Source organism: Hymenobacter nivis (genome assembly GCF_003149515.1).
GTDB lineage: Bacteria > Bacteroidota > Bacteroidia > Cytophagales > Hymenobacteraceae > Hymenobacter > Hymenobacter nivis.
This window is the reverse complement of record NZ_CP029145.1, coordinates 4,945,059-4,959,502: the sequence shown is the minus strand read 5'-3', so window position 1 is coordinate 4,959,502 and position 14,444 is coordinate 4,945,059. Positions and strand designations below refer to the sequence as shown.

The following is a 14,444-nucleotide window of genomic DNA, read 5'->3' as shown; positions in this document are numbered from 1 at the left end:
AAGACCCTATTCTGTCCATTTTTACCCGACCACCTCACGGGTGCACGTGACCGCCCGACACCACAATAAACGGCGCCTGCCCCGCCCGGTAGCGCGCCGCGGCCAGCCGGCAGCGCCTGGCTCCTGCCGAATCGAGCGCCACGCCGGGCTGCTCGGGGCCGCTGCCCGGCACCAGGATGACCGAGTAAGGGTAACGCGCCCAGTCGGTACAGGCCACGGCGGCCGTAGGCGCGGCATTGGGCCCACCGGTCAGGGGCTCGTAGCGGACGGCTTCGTCGCGGCTATTGAGGCGCAGGGCCCCCAGGGCCGCTTGCAGGGGCAAGGTGTAAAATAGGAGAGCATCAAAAAGTGTGGGGCAGTGGTGGTCGACCGCTTTGCAGGTTACTTGAGAAGCCGTACTTGTTGGTGAAGGGCAATGAGCCAGTTAGCCGCCCCTCGCCCTCCTGACTTGACTACGACCCGACTGCCCCACACTTTTTGATGCTCTCACGTAATGGATCCTAAAGAGTATTGTACTGCCCTGCTATCGCATCAATGGCCGCTGCTAATTCATAGTCCCGCGCGGTCACGTTATTGTCCGCATCGTGGGTGCACAAACGAAATGCTACCACGTTATACTCGTTGCTGAACCAAGGGTGATGTTCGAGACGCTCGGCTTCAACTGCCACTTCGGTAAGGAACGCAAAGGCCACCTTGAAATCAGCAAAACGGAAGCGGCATTGAAGGCTATGATCTTGTTCTATCCACATGGAAAGGGCATGGGGGAATAAGTTGCTGGGTTCATTGTAGGAACGCCTCCAAAAGCGTGGGGCAGCCATTTTCACTAAAAGCTTGGCCACGGCCGGCGGACCTTGTGCTGAGAACCCCTTGACCCGGCTGCCCCACACTTCTGGAGGCGCTCCAACGCCCTAACGCTGTCCGGCTTGGCTAGACCACCCCAAGACCACCTCACAGGGGCTGTTGCAGAACCGAGCAGCAACAGTACGTCCTGCTTCTGTTTACCTAACCTTGACCACCACGGGCCGGTTTGACAGTGGTTTCTAACAGGACCATCCTTTTCGCATGCAATCTTCCTTCGACCGAACAGCGCGTGGTTGGGGCAGCACCGACTCCCTTATTTGTAGTTTCCAGCCGCGCCGCCCGCCTCGTCAACACGCCTTATTTTGGTGTGTCCGAACCGCAGGCAGGAGACCGGTTTGACGGCGGGTGCTGCGGCGGGTGCTGCGGCGGGTGCTGCGGCGGGTGCTGCGGCGGATGCTGCGGCGGATGCTGCGGCGGATGCTGCGGCGGATGCTGCGGCGGATGCTGCGGCGGATGCTGCGGCGGATGCTGCGGCGGATGCTGCGGCGGATGCTGCGGCGGATGCTGCGGCGGATGCTGCGGCGGATGCTGCGGCGCGGAGCGGGCAATCCTTCGCGGGCAGTCGCCCGCGTGGCCGAGCCGACGGGCCGCAGCACCCGCTAGCCCGCGGCCTTGGGCGGGCGGGGCAACCGTTGCCGCAGCTCGGCCTCCAGCACGGGCACGGCGGCGGCCAGCTGTGCGTACGAGTCAATGACGAAGTACACGTCCTGCATGCGGTCCTTCACGTAGGGCGTGGCCAGAACGGCAGCCACGTCAAACGGGCGGCGAACCGCCGCCTCACCGAGGCAAAACGTTGTTTCGCCGGCCGAGGAGAGAATGCCGGCGCCGTAGATGCGCAACCGGTCGCCTTCCGCAATTAGCCCAAACTCGGCCGTAAACCAGTATAGGCGCGAAAGCAGTTCCACGGCGTGGCCCTCGTGCAGGTAGCGCAAGGCCAGGACGCCCAGGGCCCGGAGGAAGTCGGTAAAGTACGGGTCAGTGAGCAGGGGCACGTGCGCAAAGACGTCGTGGAACATGTCGGGCTCCTCGAGGTAGTCGAGCTGGGCCGGGGTCCGCAGCCAGGTCGTGGCCGGAAAGCGACGCGCCGCGAGCAGCTCGAAAAACGTGCGGTCGTCTACGATGCCCGGCACGGCCACCAGTTGCCAGCCGGTGGCCGTGGCCAGCAACGGGTTCACCTGCGCAAAATCGGGGATTTTGTCGGCCCGAAAATCGACCGTGGGCAGGCCATCGACGAAGCGGCGGGCGGCGACGGTGGGCAGGACTTGCATCTGGCGCTCAAAAAGGGTTTGCCACACCCACCGGTCGGCGGCGGTGTAACGGGCGTAGTCCTGGTCGACAGCGACCGCGGGGGGCACGTGGTTCATGAACGGGGGGAGAAGTCCGATTTGGGACAGAACCCGGAGAAGCGGAGATGGTTTGCGCGGCACACGGCTGCGCGAAAGAATCCCGTGACCACCTCCGGCGCCACGGGCAGGGGGTCGTTTAGAATGACCGCCATCAGCCTGTCCAGAGCGAGAAAAAATGGTTTAGCGTAACTGCGCACCTTCTTTGGGCGGACTGGGTGGTCGGGTTGAAATGGACAACGAGCTAAGATAGGTTGAAAAGATAGTGAAGCTCGACTTCGAGCGGGGTGCAGTAGCCCAGGGCGGAGTGCAGCCGTTGGGTGTTGTAGTAGTGGTCGAGGTACTCGGCTAGTTCGAGCCGGGCTTCTTCCACGTCGGCAAAGCAGGCTCCGCGGGGCAGCAACTCGGTTTTGAGCGTGCTCCAGCCGCTCTCGGCCAGCGCGTTATCGTAGGGGTTGCCGGGCCGGCTCAGGCTGGCAATGGCCTGGGTGCGGTCCAGTAGGGTGGTAAAGGCCTCGCTGGTGTACTGGCTGCCGCGGTCGGCATGCACGAGCAGACCGGGCGGGGGCTGGCAAACGGCCACCGCCCGGTTAAAGGCGGTCAGCATCGAGTCCGTATCCAGCGACTCGCTCACGTGCCAGCCCACCACGCGCCGGGAGAAGGCATCGCGCCAGCACGCCAGGTAGGCCCACTGACCGGTGGCCAGCGCCAGGTAGGTGATGTCGCCGACCCAAATTTGATTGGGGGCCGTGGCCGCAGGCCAGGTGGCTAACTTGTTCGCAGCGGCCACGGCCTGCGGGTTAGCCTGGGTGGTGCGCGGGGGCCGGGAGCTGGCGCGGGTGCATCGGGCGCGTAAGCCGCTGGTGCTGAGACAGACGTGCAGCCGCTGCCGGCCTACCGCGTGGCCTTCGCGCCGCAGTTGGGCCCGCAGCCGGCGGCCATAACGGCCAGCATGGGTGGTAAACACGCGCTGGGCGGCTACTTGCTAGGCGGGCAGCGCTGGCTCGGCCCTAGTCGGCGCGCGCTTCTGCCACGCGTAGTAGCCGCTGGGGCTGACATCCAGCAAGCGGCACTGCGTGCGCACGGGCCAACCGGGAGCATGCAGGGCAATGTAAGCGAAGCGTTTCATCGGCCCGTCGGTTGTAAAAATGCGCCTCAAGCATTTGGGAGATGGTCAGCGCTTTTTTTAAAATGTCGCGCTCCATTTCCGCGCGGGCCAATTGGGCCCGTAACTGCTTGTTTTCCTGCGCCAGCACGTCGCTGGCCGCTGGGCGGGCCGCTTGGGCATGGGCGGCCCGCACCCACTTGCCCAACACGGCCGCGCTCATGCCCAACGCCTGCGCGACCCGCGTCGCCGCTTGCCCATCCTGGCTTACGCGGCGAACCGCCTCGGTCCGAAAGGCCGCATCATACTTCGTTCGCTGCCGTCCGCCGGCTGGTTTTGCTGCTTCCATGACAAGGGGAGATTACTTTCTCCATGTCCATTTTTACCCGACCACCTCAAAGTATCCTTTGGCTTCGCGGTCGTATTCAATCGGCGCTTCGTAGCCGGTCATGCCACCTGGACGCATTTGCTTAATATCTTCCTGTACTTGGCGTTTGCTGATACCATCTTCCTGCCCTACCCCAAAATCGGTCACCTTTTCGCTTATAAATTCCATTAAGGCTTCTAGCGTTGTCGACGAAGCAGGCAATCGTCAATCCAACCGTAGCGGGCGAATGCATTTTTGTTAACGGGCATATTTATGAAGTTTTTTCGCAACGCAGAAAGACTGCATTCACAGCCAGTTGGTTTGTAGCATGAACCAACTTACTACCCCCGCAGCCCAGCTTCCTGCCGTCCAAAGTACATACCCGTTCAGTTCTGGCTTGGTGCTAAATACAATAAGTTGCCCGCGTTGTGGGGGTAGCGGCCACTTGTCTGTAGTACTCCCCAAAACCTGGACACATAAAGCGGGCTAGCTTAGCTCGATTATGACCCCAAAACGCACCCGCCGTCGCTACACGGCTGAGTTCAAAGCCGAGGTGGCCCTGGCTGCGCTCACCGAGCGCCAGCCGCTGGCCGAGTTGGCCACCCATTACCAGTTGGCCGTGGCCCAAATCACGCGCTGGAAGCTGCAACTGCGCCAGTAGGCATCCTAGGCCTTCGCCGAAATGCCCGTTGCTGGTGAAGCAGTGCCGGATGTAGAGCCCTTGTACGCGGCCATTGGCCGGCTGCAAGTGGAAAACGCGCTGCTAAAAAAAATACTAGGACCATGTCGGTAGCCCAGCAACGCACCTTGGTCGCCCACGCCGACCCGGCCAACCCGGTGCAGGCCCGATGCCAGGGCCTGCGCCTCTCGCGCGGTAGCTTTTACTACCAGCCGTGCGGGGAAGGCGCGTACAACCTGGAGCGCATGCGGCTGCTCGACGATGAATTTACCAACCACAATTTCAAGGGCATGCTCGGCCTGCGCGACCACCTGCGCCTGGCCGGCCACGCCGTCAATGCCAAGCGGGTGCGCCGGCTCGTGCGCCTGATGGGCCACGAGCCGGTCTATCCCAAACCGCGCCTGCGTGTGCCGGGACAAGGCGTTACGCCCTATCCCTACCTGTTGCGGGACCGGCCGGCGACGGCCCCGGATGAGGTGTGGAGCACCGACACTACCTATGTGCCCATGGCCAAGGGCTTCCTTTACCTGGCCGCCATGCTCGACTGGCACGCGCGCTACGTGCTGAGCTGACAGCTCTCCAACTCGCTCGGCGTCGGCTTCTGCCTCCAGGCCCTGGCCGATGCCCTGCGTGTCGCCCCGGCCCCACACATCTTCCATTCCGACCAGGGCAGCCAGTTCATGAGTCTGGCCTACGAACAAGCGCTGCTGGCCGCCGGCTGCCGCATCAGCCGCGATGGCCGGGGCCGCGCCACCGACAATGCCTTCATTGATCGGCTCTGGCGCACGGTTAAATGGGAGCACAGTACCTCAACCCGGCCGATGATGGCCACCACCTGCACCAGCAATTACACGCGTGTGCCTACTACAATCATCGCCGACCCCACCAAAGCCTGCGCGGCCAGACACCCGCCCAGGTCTTCACTCAAACCAACACATTCAAGCATAAACATATTACTTAACGTGCCCCGCTAAACTGTCCAGTTTTTGAGGAGTAGTACACTCACACCATCGCCACGTCGAGCGCGGGCGGTGCTTGGGTTCGCATAATAGTAGGAACGGAAAACAACGGTAAGCCTTTCTTAACCCGAAAAACTAGCCGATTTGTCTCAATAAGTCAGTGTTTGAGGTTAAAACGAGCCATTGATAGGTGAGATAAGGAAAAGCAACAAATTAGCTTTGTCGAAACCGTTGCTTTCTAAAAACGACCCTGTTAGCGTTAAAACGGACGTTTTTTGAGGCAATAGCCCTGCTCAAAATTCCTTACCGTTGTTTTCCGTTCCTACTATAGTGCGACCCCATGTTGCCTGCGTTTATCCAGGGCGGGTAGGAGCTGTGCGGCCCGATACGTCGGGCGGGGCGACGCCCATGCTGCCGAAAAAGGGCCGCAGCGGCACCTCGATGCCGGGCGCGAACAGCCCCACCAGGCGCTTGAGGTCCAGCGGCACGATGCGCAGCGGGCATACGGGAAATCGTTGGACAGCGCGCCGTGGCCGGGCATGAAAGCGTTATAGGCGTAGGGTACGGCCAGCTTCACGTCCTGAATGCGCACTTCGAGCACGTCGCCGGGCTGGGCTTCTTCCACGTAGATGGGGCCGGTGAGGATGTGAATGCCCGGCCCTTTGTCCGTTACCTGCTGGATGATGGCCCGTAGCTCGGGCTACACCTGGGCGGGCGGCGGGCCCGCTTCTTCCAGCAGCGCGGGCGTATACGCCACCAGCGTCTGCATCTGCACCACGTCGCCCGATTTAATCCGCGGCTTGGGCGGGGCAGAAGCATCGTAGTAGCCTATTGTCACAGTTTGGGGCGTGGCCAGCAGCTGCTGGACCGACCGGGCCGCCGCCCGTGGGGGCGGCTGCTGGCTGTGGGCACTGAGCCCCAGGCATGAGAGCCCCCCTAGAGACAATAGGGTCAACCCTTTTCTGAATTTAATTATATTATTGATAATCAGCGAGATAATGGGAAGTCGCAAGGGTAATTCGTTGCACATCCTGGGTTAGGGCGGGCTCATCACTAACCAGCAGGATTTTCACAGTGTGAGGGGGGGGATATAAAATCAGCAATAAGAGCGAGCGACGAGCGAAATCAGGCCCACCCGCCGGGGCCACGCTTAGGCTTCGTCAGCCGCCAGTGGTGGCACTTCCTCCGCCCGCTGGGGCAGGATAAGGATGGCACCGAGAATGAAAATGGCCAGCACCGCCGAGGCCGTGTACCGGCTCAGGGCCAGGCCACCGTGAGCCACGGGCTTGTCCAGAAAATCGCCCACCGTGGCCCCTAATGGGCGCGTGAGGATAAATGCCGCCCAGAATAGCACGGTGCGGGAGATGCTAGTCCAGTAATACGCAGCGGCTACTACCGCCAGCGCGGCGGCAAATACCAGCGCGCCGCCCCCGTAGCCCAGGCCCAGCCCGCCGTCGGCATCGGCCATCCAGTCGCCGGCGGCTGTGCCCAGGGTTTGCGAGAACATGACCGTGGCCCAGTAGAAAATCTCGGCCGGGCGCGAGGTGAGCCGGCTCACCGATACCGTGCCCAGCGTGCGATACCACAGGCCCAGGCAGCCCAGCAGCAACGCTAGCAGCACCGACGTGCCACCCACGTACCCGATACCCAACGAGCGGTCGAAGAAATCGGCCAGCGTGGTACCAAACGTGGTGGTCGCGACGATAACGCCCCAGAAAAGGAACGGGTGGAAGCGCTTGGCCGCAATCTGGGCGCTGACGGCGACCATGAAAATGGCGGCGAAAATGAGCGAGCCCGTGAGGTAGCCCAGATTCATGGACATGGTAACCGCGTCGCCGGCGGTTTCGCCCAGGGTCGTGGCCGCGATTTTAATAACCCAGAACCCGAGGGTGACGGCCGGTACTTTGCCGAGCGTGGCTTTCAGCGGAGGGGTCATAAGAAAAGAGAGGGAGTAAGAAGATTTAGGAAGAATCCGGCGCGCGCCGAAGCTGCGGGTGAAGGTCGGCCTCAATCCTGAAGAGTTTTGGGAGTTGCCGGCTCACCGCGCTTGTCGCCGAAGCTGGCCGCGCCCGGTAAATTAGACCGGGAGCCAAGACTGTTGTCCTGACGTAGCGGCATTACCCGCTGGTTAGCGGGCGTGCTCAGCCGCCGCATGGGCCAGGCGGCCGCCAAAGCTACTTGGCTGAGTGGCGTGAAAGGAACGCGACGGCGCAAAGTGCTGAACAACCTACTCATGGGCCTGATCGCGGGCAACGTGCTAAACAGGGTCCAAGTGCCGAAAACGCTCACAAGCGCGGGAATAATTCGGTTCATCCCATAACCCTTCAGTAACCAGCTTTCTGGCTACCATTATGTGACTGGTGACGCTACGGCGCGAAAACGTAACGGTCAGTGGGTGGCAGTTTTTGCGGGCTGCTACTATTGGGCAGCGCCGCGCTTAATCTGTGGTAAAGCTTCCCACGCGCGCCACCTGGTGTCGAGAAATAACGAGAGCTGCCCGCTATAGTCTGGCCGCGATACTATCCTATTGAGCATGGTCTGAAGGTGCCCGCATTGAACGTACCGAGTAGGCTGGGATAATTAATTGCCATTGTCCAGCTATCCCTCATGTTCGGTTAATTCGCGCGCGCCACCGCGGCGGAGGTAAATCAGGCGCATGCCGGTGGGCAGCACAAACAGCAACATAGGCAGCGCCACCACAAAGCCACCAATCACGGCCACGGCCAGCGGCTGTTGCATCTGCGCGCCCAGCCCGATGCCCAGCGCCAGCGGTGAGAGCGCCAGAATGGCCCCGAGGGCTGTCATCAGCTTGGGCCGAATGCGCAGGGCGATGGCGTAGCGAATGGCCGTGTCCACGTCGCCCGTCTCGCGCAAGGACTCGTAGAACTGATGCACCGTGAAAATGGCGTTCTCCGCGATGATGCCCACTATCATAATAATACCCGTGTAGCTGCTCACGTTCAGCGGAATGCCCGCGAAAAATAGCCCCAGCACGCAGCCCGTGATGCCCATCACGGAGATGAAGATTACCAGCAACGACACCAGCCACTCGCGAAACAGAAATAGCAGCACCGCGAATACCAACAGGCAGGCCGTGAGCAGAATAAGTAAAAGCTCATGAAACGAGGCCTGCTGCTCGGCGTAGGCTCCGCCGTACACGATGGTGTAGCCGGGGGGGAGGGCCAGCTGTCTCTCCACGCGCTGGCGGATAGTCTGGATGGCCGAGCCCAGGTCGCGCCCGGCGAGGCGGGCGGTAACCACGGCCACCGACTTTAAATCTTCGCGCCGCAGCTCCACTTCACCTGCTTCCACGCTGATAGTGGCGAAGAAAGACAGTGGGCGCACGCTGCCGTTGGGTAGGGCAATAACCTGCTTTTTGAGTTGGGCTAGGGAGTTCTGGCTGAAGTCCACGTAGCGCAGCAGCACCTGGCGCAGCTGCTCGCCGTCCTGCACCTGCCCCACCTGGATGCCACCCAGTTGGCCTGCCTGCGCCGGCGAGATGCTGGTCTGCGTCGCGCCGTTGGCCCCCAGCACCTGCCCGCCCACGAGATTGCTGAGCTGAGCCTGAAAGTCGAGGGCCGTCAGGCCGTAGCGGGCCAGCTTGGCCACGTCGGGCTGAAACACGATGGTGGGGCCGGCCGCCACCAACCCGTCGTTCACGTCGGCCACGCCGGGCACCTGCGCCAGCGCCTGGCCGAGCTGGGCTGAGAGCTTTTCGAGGGTTTTGCGGTCGTCGCCGAAAATTTTTACCTCAATTGGCTTAGCACTGCTCATCAAATCACCCAGCAAATCGGCGATGCGCTGGCCGAAGTCAATGTCCAGGGCCGGCTCGGTGGCGTGGATGCGCTCCCGCAGCTGGGCGATAACCTCGGGGGTTGTGAGCTTGTGGTCCCGCCGGAGCTGGATGGAGTAGTCGCCGTAGTTGGGCTCGGTGGTGAAAAAGCCCATCTGGGTGCCCGTACGTCGTGAGTAGCTCTGAATTTCAGGGTTTTTAGTAATAATAGTTGCCTCGACGCGCCGCAACACGCGGTCGGTTTCGGCCTGGCTGGTGCCCGGCGGCATGAAGTAGTCGAGCACGATGGTGCCCTCGTCGAGGTCGGGCAGAAAGCCGGTTTCGAGCCGCCCGGAGGCTAGGTACGCCCCGAGTCCCAGGCTCAGCAGCAGCGCTAGCGCCAGCAGTGGCCGGGCAAATAGGTTGGTGAGCCAACTGAGCTTTTCGGCCTGCTCGGCCGCCGCATTGTGGGCGTGGGCATTCTTGCCCGCCCGGTAGCCGATGAGCAGGTGCAGCACCGGCAGCAGTAGCCACGTTACCAGAAATGAGCAGACCATCGTAATCTGCATCGTATCAGATAGTTCCTTGAAGAAGCTACCCGCCAGCCCGCTCATCAACCGGAAGGGAAAGTGGATAACGATGGTGCTCAAGGACGAGGCCACCATCGCCGGAAACAGCCCCGCGATGGCCACCCGTACCACCCGCACGTTGTCGTACTCCGGGTTTTCCTCGTGCCCTCGGTATATCTGCTCGATGATGACGATGGCATCGTCAATAATAAGCCCCACCGAGGCCGCGATGGCCCCCAGCGACATAATATCGATGGTGATGCCAAACAGGTAGAGCATCAGCAGCGTGAAGCAGACCGTGACCGGAATAGTAAGCAGCACCGCCAGGCTGGCCCGCCATGAGCGCAGAAACACTATCATTACCAGAAGGGCCAGCGCCAGCCCTTCCACAATGCTATGTATCACGCTGTCAATGCTGTCTGTTACGAACACCGACTGGTCGTAGTAGGGCTTCAGCGTCATGCCGGGGGGGAGGAGGCGGCGCAGCTCGGCGGCTTTGGCGCGGGCATCGGCGGCGAAGGTGGTCAGGTCCACGCCCTGCTGCTTCACCAGGTCAATGAGCACCGCGTCGTGGCCGTTGGCGTTGATGATGATGAACTCTTGCTGCTCCTGAATATCTACCGTGGCCACGTCGCGCACCCGCACCACGCGGCCCGAGTCGGCCCGCACCACCACCTGCTTGAGGTCGTCGAGGGTGCTCAGGCGGGTATCGGTGAGGGTAAGGTAGAGGCGGCGGAAGCTGGCCAGCTGGCCGGCCGACTGCACGAAGTTGGTGTTGGCAAAAGCCGCCTGCAGCTGGGCCGGGGTGAGCCGCTGGCTGGCTAGCCGCGCCGCGTCGGGCGTCACCACAAATTCCTTGGCCTTGCCGCCGCGCACCACCACGTTGGAAGCACCCGGCACCTGCGAAAACAGCGGCCGGGCCAGTAAATTAGCCGCGTCGCGCAGGGCAATGGGCGAGCGCGAGTTGCTCTCCAGCGAATAGCCCAGCACCGGAAACAGCGACTGGTTCATGGCCTCGGTGGTGATGGTGACGCCCGCTGGCAGCAGCGCCTTTATCTCGTTGACGCGGCTTTCTAGCTGCGCCTTGGTGCTGTACACGTCCACGTTCCAGCTCAAAAAAACCTGAATCACGCACGAGCCCCGGCTGGTACTGCTCTTGACCACCGTCACGCCCTTCACGCGCTTCACGGCGGCCTCCAAGGGCTTAGTCACGGTTATCATCATCCGGTCGATGGGCTGCTGTCCGGCATCGGCGATGAGGGTGATTTTGGGGAAATTAACTTCCGGAAACAGGGCCGTTTGCATCCGCGAGTACGCGAATAAACCGGCCGCCAGCAGCAGCAGGCCCATCAGCAGAATGGGCTTGCGGTAAGTCTGGAAATACGACCGGCCGGCCGGGTCGCCAGGGGTTGGCGCGGCGGCTTGGGGTGGCGCGGGGGGGGGGAGGGTCGTGGGCTCGCTCATCGTACCAGCTTCACTTTGGCCGTGTCGGCCAGGCCGTAGTTGCCCGAGCTCAGAATCCGGTCGTTCGGGCTGAAAATCGGGCGCTTGATTTCTATTTCGGAGGGGTTTTGCACCCCCAGCGTCACCGGGACTTTCACGGCCGTAGAGTCGTTTAGCAGCTTCATTACCCAGAAGTCGTGCAGGGTTTCGTCGGCCAGCACGCAGCTGGCGGGCAGCGTCTGGGCGTTGGGCTGCCGGGTCTGGGTCAGGCGTACCTGCACGATGAGGTTTTCGGGAATCACGCCCGTGGGCTGGTCGGGCTTCACCAGGTAGATTTCCGACTGGCCGGGACTCACGCTGGCCAGCGGGGCCTGTACCGTACCGGCCAGCCGGGTGCTGTCGGGCAGCACGATGGTGCAGGCCGGGCGGCCCTGGGCCAGGGCGTGGTACTCGTAGGGTAAATTCAGCTGAAATACGAGCTGACTGCTCTCGGCAACCGTGCAGAGCGATGCTCCTTCCAGCAGGTAGTCGCCGGGCTGCTGAATATTAAGTACGCTGACAATGCCCGGCGAAGGAGCGTTCACCGTTACCAGCCCAAAGCCCTTAAGGCTGGGGTCAATGCGCGTGATGGAACTGCCCAGCGCCCGGCGCTCCTTGGTTTCGAGGGTAAAGAGCACCTGCCCGGCCGTCACGCGGTCGCCCAGGCGCACCTTTACCCCCGTCACGTAGCCGGCCACGGGAGCCGTCACGGTGCTTTTGCGGGGGTATACGGAGGTGGCCGGGAAGGTGCGGTACTGGGTCAGGTTTTGGGTCGAAACCCGCACGGCCTGCACCTGGGCGCGGGGCGTGGGGCTGGCTTCGTCGGCGGGTGCGCCGCCGTGGCAGGCAGCGAGCAGGAGGAGAGGGAATAGAAGGCGTTTCATTAGGTCGTCCTGGCGGCAGCGCCTGCGGGTAGGGAGGAATGAGGAATTGAGAATTGCAGGAGATATTCCTCATTCCTCCTTACCCGCAGGGCTACCACGTCCAGTAATTATAGAGGTTCACCAGCAGCAGGCGGTTATTCTCCAGCAGCACCAGGTCGCGGGCAGCCACGGCGTAGTTCTTGAGCACCTGCACGTAAAATATTACCGAAAGCTGGCCGGCAATAGTTTCGCGCTTGTAGGAGTCGAGTACCTGGCGGTAGCTGGCAATCTGCGCGCGGGCTAGGCGCTGGCGCCCCTCAATCTGGCGTAACTCATACAGCAATTGCTGCTGGCGCACGGGATTGACGGTGGCAAAGTTGCGCTGGTAGGCGCGGGTAGTTTCGAGCAGCACGCTGGTGCGGTCACGGCTAAACTGGCGCTGATGGCCGTCGAACAGATACATACTCAGGCTCAGGCCCGCGCTGGCACCGAAGCGGCGCGGAATGTCGCTCAGGGCAACGGCGTTCAGGCCGCTATTAGCGAAGGCGCTCACCAGGGGTTGGTAGCGGGTTTCAAAGACGCGCTGGTTGGCCATTAGCACCAGGCTGTCGAGCCGGTAGCGCTCGGTGAAGCCCGAGAGGCCTACCAGTGGCCCCTGACCACGCAAAGACAATTCAGTCGGGGCCAGCGCCACCTCACTGGTATCGCCGATGCCGCATAGCACGTTCAGATTCAGCAAATCGCGGTGGTAGGCGGTGCGGTAGGTATTCAGGAAAATCTGCTGGGTTTCGACCTCAATATTGAGCAGCAGATAGTCCGAGCGCTTGAGCAGGCTGGCATCCACGAGCTTTTGCACCAGCAGGCGCTGGCGGCCCAAAATATCGAGCAGCTCGCGCACGTAGCTGAGCTGGTCTAGGTCTTGGCGGCACAGGATGTACTGGTCGCCCACGAAGCGCTCCAGGTCGTGGAGCGAGAGGCGGGCCAGGTTCTGCTGGCTTAGGGCCAGCCCCTGGGCCTGCTGGGCGTAGGCCTCAAAGCGCTTTTGGCTGAACAGCGGCTGCGTTACCTGGGCGTAGCCCTGGTAAAGTGCCCCGTTGCTCAAGGCCAGGTCGTAGCCCACATAGCGATTGCTGTTGGCATCGGCCGAGTAGCTGAGCTGGGTGCGACCGTTGTCCTGGCTGAGTACGGGCACGAAGGTGTAATTGGCCACCAGTGTCCCCGTGGCTTTGGTATAAAATGCGCGCAGGCGCTCGGTTTCGAGCTGCGCGGCCTGGCCCTGGTTGCGGATTTCGTGGGTGAGTGGGCTGTTGTCGCGGGCCTGGACCAGGTAAAAATCCAGGTTGCGGGCCGGGCCGGCGGGTTGCGCCCAACCAGCTAAGGAAGATAGTAGGCTGGTTATCAGTAATAAGGATAAGCAAAGGCTCCGACCGTGTGGTGTAAGAGGACAAAATAGCATGGCAGCTAACATAGGACGAAATCGGCCGCAAGTATCCGCCCGAATCTGAGGACTTTCAGTAGGGCCGGGCTAACCTAGCTAGAGCGGAGGCGCTAGGCCGTGAAAGCCACCAGATAGGGAGTTACTCCGCCAGTGGCGCGTCGGCCGCGCTGGATTGCTGCGGCTGCCACGATAAATAACCGACTAGCAGCACAATGGAAGTCAGAAAAATACCGCTGATGATCATTGTACTTACTCCCAGGCCGCCCGCCTTAGCGGGCTGCGTCAGCAAGTCGCCCAAGGAGGCGCCCAGCGGCCGGGTTAGGATGTAGGCCGTCCAGAAAGCCAGCACTGCGTTCAGGTTTAGGTAGCGGTAGGCCAGGAACGTAGCGGCGATAAGGCCCCCAAACAGTAGGGCCGAGAGCGGATAGCCCAGCCCCAGGCTTTCACCAATCAGGTCGCCGGCCGAAGTGCCGAGCGCGAAGGTGAAGAGAATGGCTGACCAGTAAAATATTTCGCGTCGGGTCGTCTGGATGGAATGCACGGACAGCGTTTTCTCCCGCACGTACCAGAGGGCAAATACCACGACCAGCGAGGTGGCAAAGATGATGGTCGTGGTCACCAAACTAACGCCCAGGTTATCCACCAGGTTATCCGAAATCAGCGTTCCGACCACGCTAATAAACACCACGACCGTCCAGTAAAGCGCGGGTATGTAGCGCTTAGCCCGCAGCTGAAACACCAGCGCTACGACCAACAGGCCCGCCATGATATACGACGTGTTGGTCAGGCCCAGCTTAAGTTTGACGGAAAGGAAGTCGGCCGCAGTTTCGCCCACAGTGGTGGCCATAATTTTGATAATCCAGAAAATTAGCGTCACCGCTGGCACTTTATTGAGCATCTGCTTCATGGTCTGGCGGCTGGACTTTTAAGTTGTCAGGTACAAGTTATCCGTTTTATATATTTCAATAAACGCCTAGCTGGCAACGGACCATGGACAAATCGTTTA

16 protein-coding genes and 1 pseudogene are annotated in these 14,444 nt (G+C 61.6%); 2 read left to right on the top strand and 15 right to left on the bottom strand.

Annotation, left to right across the window (positions count from 1 at the left end; genetic code table 11):
* Positions 1 to 34: 34 nt before the first annotated feature.
* The 7 genes from DDQ68_RS21950 to DDQ68_RS23235 all read right to left on the bottom strand — a co-directional run bounded on the left by DDQ68_RS21950 (position 35) and on the right by DDQ68_RS23235 (position 3,898).
* Complete coding sequence (locus DDQ68_RS21950) at positions 35 to 322, bottom strand: hypothetical protein (protein WP_109658211.1); 288 nt, start codon at positions 320 to 322, stop codon at positions 35 to 37.
* Between the two features lie 178 nt (positions 323 to 500).
* Entirely contained in the window at positions 501 to 749 is a 249-nt protein-coding gene (locus DDQ68_RS21945) for a 4a-hydroxytetrahydrobiopterin dehydratase (protein WP_109658210.1), read from the bottom strand.
* Between the two features lie 399 nt (positions 750 to 1,148).
* Complete coding sequence (locus tag DDQ68_RS21940) at positions 1,149 to 1,409, bottom strand: hypothetical protein (RefSeq protein WP_162550339.1); 261 nt, start codon at positions 1,407 to 1,409, stop codon at positions 1,149 to 1,151.
* 51 nt (positions 1,410 to 1,460) lie between these two features.
* Positions 1,461 to 2,225 (bottom strand): phenylalanine 4-monooxygenase, encoded by a 765-nt coding sequence (gene phhA / locus DDQ68_RS21935; RefSeq protein WP_109658209.1) that lies wholly within the window; start codon positions 2,223 to 2,225, stop codon positions 1,461 to 1,463.
* A gap of 223 nt (positions 2,226 to 2,448) precedes the next feature.
* A complete protein-coding gene (locus DDQ68_RS21930; RefSeq protein WP_109658208.1) occupies positions 2,449 to 3,171 on the bottom strand; it encodes an IS3 family transposase in 723 nt (240 codons plus the stop codon).
* A 43-nt stretch (positions 3,172 to 3,214) separates the two neighbouring features.
* Complete coding sequence (locus DDQ68_RS21925; protein ID WP_109658207.1) at positions 3,215 to 3,658, bottom strand: transposase; 444 nt, start codon at positions 3,656 to 3,658, stop codon at positions 3,215 to 3,217.
* 33 nt (positions 3,659 to 3,691) lie between these two features.
* Positions 3,692 to 3,898, bottom strand: a complete 207-nt coding sequence (locus tag DDQ68_RS23235; protein ID WP_211320199.1) for a hypothetical protein — start codon at positions 3,896 to 3,898, stop codon at positions 3,692 to 3,694.
* A 280-nt stretch (positions 3,899 to 4,178) separates the two neighbouring features.
* Here DDQ68_RS23235 and DDQ68_RS21920 point away from each other — a divergent pair, with 280 nt between their 5' ends.
* Both DDQ68_RS21920 and DDQ68_RS21915 read left to right on the top strand, forming a co-directional pair.
* The gene (locus DDQ68_RS21920) at positions 4,179 to 4,337 is read left to right on the top strand and encodes a transposase (RefSeq protein WP_109658206.1); all 159 of its coding nucleotides are present in this window, start codon (positions 4,179 to 4,181) and stop codon (positions 4,335 to 4,337) included.
* A 122-nt stretch (positions 4,338 to 4,459) separates the two neighbouring features.
* On the top strand, positions 4,460 to 4,927 hold the full coding sequence (locus DDQ68_RS21915; RefSeq protein WP_109658205.1) for a hypothetical protein: 468 nt from the start codon (positions 4,460 to 4,462) through the stop codon (positions 4,925 to 4,927).
* Positions 4,928 to 5,667: 740 nt separating this feature from the next.
* On the opposite strand, the gene DDQ68_RS24345 is transcribed toward DDQ68_RS21915, so the two are convergent.
* The 8 genes and pseudogenes from DDQ68_RS24345 to DDQ68_RS21875 form a co-directional block, all read right to left on the bottom strand.
* Positions 5,668 to 5,802, bottom strand: coding sequence for a hypothetical protein (locus DDQ68_RS24345; RefSeq protein WP_281271055.1), 135 nt, complete (start codon positions 5,800 to 5,802; stop codon positions 5,668 to 5,670).
* A 62-nt stretch (positions 5,803 to 5,864) separates the two neighbouring features.
* Positions 5,865 to 5,915: pseudogene (locus DDQ68_RS24905) on the bottom strand (hypothetical protein); the annotation flags it as partial.
* Between the two features lie 99 nt (positions 5,916 to 6,014).
* The gene (locus tag DDQ68_RS21900) at positions 6,015 to 6,269 is read right to left on the bottom strand and encodes a hypothetical protein (protein WP_162550336.1); all 255 of its coding nucleotides are present in this window, start codon (positions 6,267 to 6,269) and stop codon (positions 6,015 to 6,017) included.
* Between the two features lie 195 nt (positions 6,270 to 6,464).
* Positions 6,465 to 7,250, bottom strand: coding sequence for a COG4705 family protein (locus DDQ68_RS21895; protein ID WP_109658201.1), 786 nt, complete (start codon positions 7,248 to 7,250; stop codon positions 6,465 to 6,467).
* A 662-nt stretch (positions 7,251 to 7,912) separates the two neighbouring features.
* A complete protein-coding gene (locus DDQ68_RS21890; RefSeq protein ID WP_211320198.1) occupies positions 7,913 to 11,119 on the bottom strand; it encodes an efflux RND transporter permease subunit in 3,207 nt (1,068 codons plus the stop codon).
* Positions 11,116 to 12,021 carry an efflux RND transporter periplasmic adaptor subunit gene (locus DDQ68_RS21885; RefSeq protein WP_109658200.1) on the bottom strand — a complete coding sequence of 302 codons (906 nt, stop codon included), beginning with the start codon at positions 12,019 to 12,021 and terminating at the stop codon, positions 11,116 to 11,118. The genes DDQ68_RS21890 and DDQ68_RS21885 overlap by 4 nt, the downstream gene beginning before the upstream one ends.
* Positions 12,022 to 12,112: 91 nt before the next feature.
* A complete protein-coding gene (locus tag DDQ68_RS21880) occupies positions 12,113 to 13,456 on the bottom strand; it encodes a TolC family protein (RefSeq protein ID WP_162550335.1) in 1,344 nt (447 codons plus the stop codon).
* A gap of 121 nt (positions 13,457 to 13,577) precedes the next feature.
* A complete protein-coding gene (locus tag DDQ68_RS21875; protein WP_109658198.1) occupies positions 13,578 to 14,345 on the bottom strand; it encodes a COG4705 family protein in 768 nt (255 codons plus the stop codon).
* Positions 14,346 to 14,444: the final 99 nt, after the last annotated feature.

Bases quoted from the DNA above. Each gene is read 5' to 3' on its own strand.
- DDQ68_RS21945 (WP_109658210.1), bottom strand. From the start codon at position 749: ATGTGGATAGAACAAGATCATAGCCTTCAATGCCGCTTCCGTTTTGCT.
- phhA (WP_109658209.1), bottom strand. From the start codon at position 2,225: ATGAACCACGTGCCCCCCGCGGTCGCTGTCGACCAGGACTACGCCCGT.
- DDQ68_RS21925 (WP_109658207.1), bottom strand. From the start codon at position 3,658: ATGGAAGCAGCAAAACCAGCCGGCGGACGGCAGCGAACGAAGTATGAT.
- DDQ68_RS21920 (WP_109658206.1), top strand. From the start codon at position 4,179: ATGACCCCAAAACGCACCCGCCGTCGCTACACGGCTGAGTTCAAAGCC.
- DDQ68_RS21915 (WP_109658205.1), top strand. From the start codon at position 4,460: ATGTCGGTAGCCCAGCAACGCACCTTGGTCGCCCACGCCGACCCGGCC.
- DDQ68_RS21895 (WP_109658201.1), bottom strand. From the start codon at position 7,250: ATGACCCCTCCGCTGAAAGCCACGCTCGGCAAAGTACCGGCCGTCACC.
- DDQ68_RS21890 (WP_211320198.1), bottom strand. From the start codon at position 11,119: ATGAGCGAGCCCACGACCCTCCCCCCCCCCGCGCCACCCCAAGCCGCC.
- DDQ68_RS21885 (WP_109658200.1), bottom strand. From the start codon at position 12,021: ATGAAACGCCTTCTATTCCCTCTCCTCCTGCTCGCTGCCTGCCACGGC.
- DDQ68_RS21880 (WP_162550335.1), bottom strand. From the start codon at position 13,456: ATGCTATTTTGTCCTCTTACACCACACGGTCGGAGCCTTTGCTTATCC.
- DDQ68_RS21875 (WP_109658198.1), bottom strand. From the start codon at position 14,345: ATGAAGCAGATGCTCAATAAAGTGCCAGCGGTGACGCTAATTTTCTGG.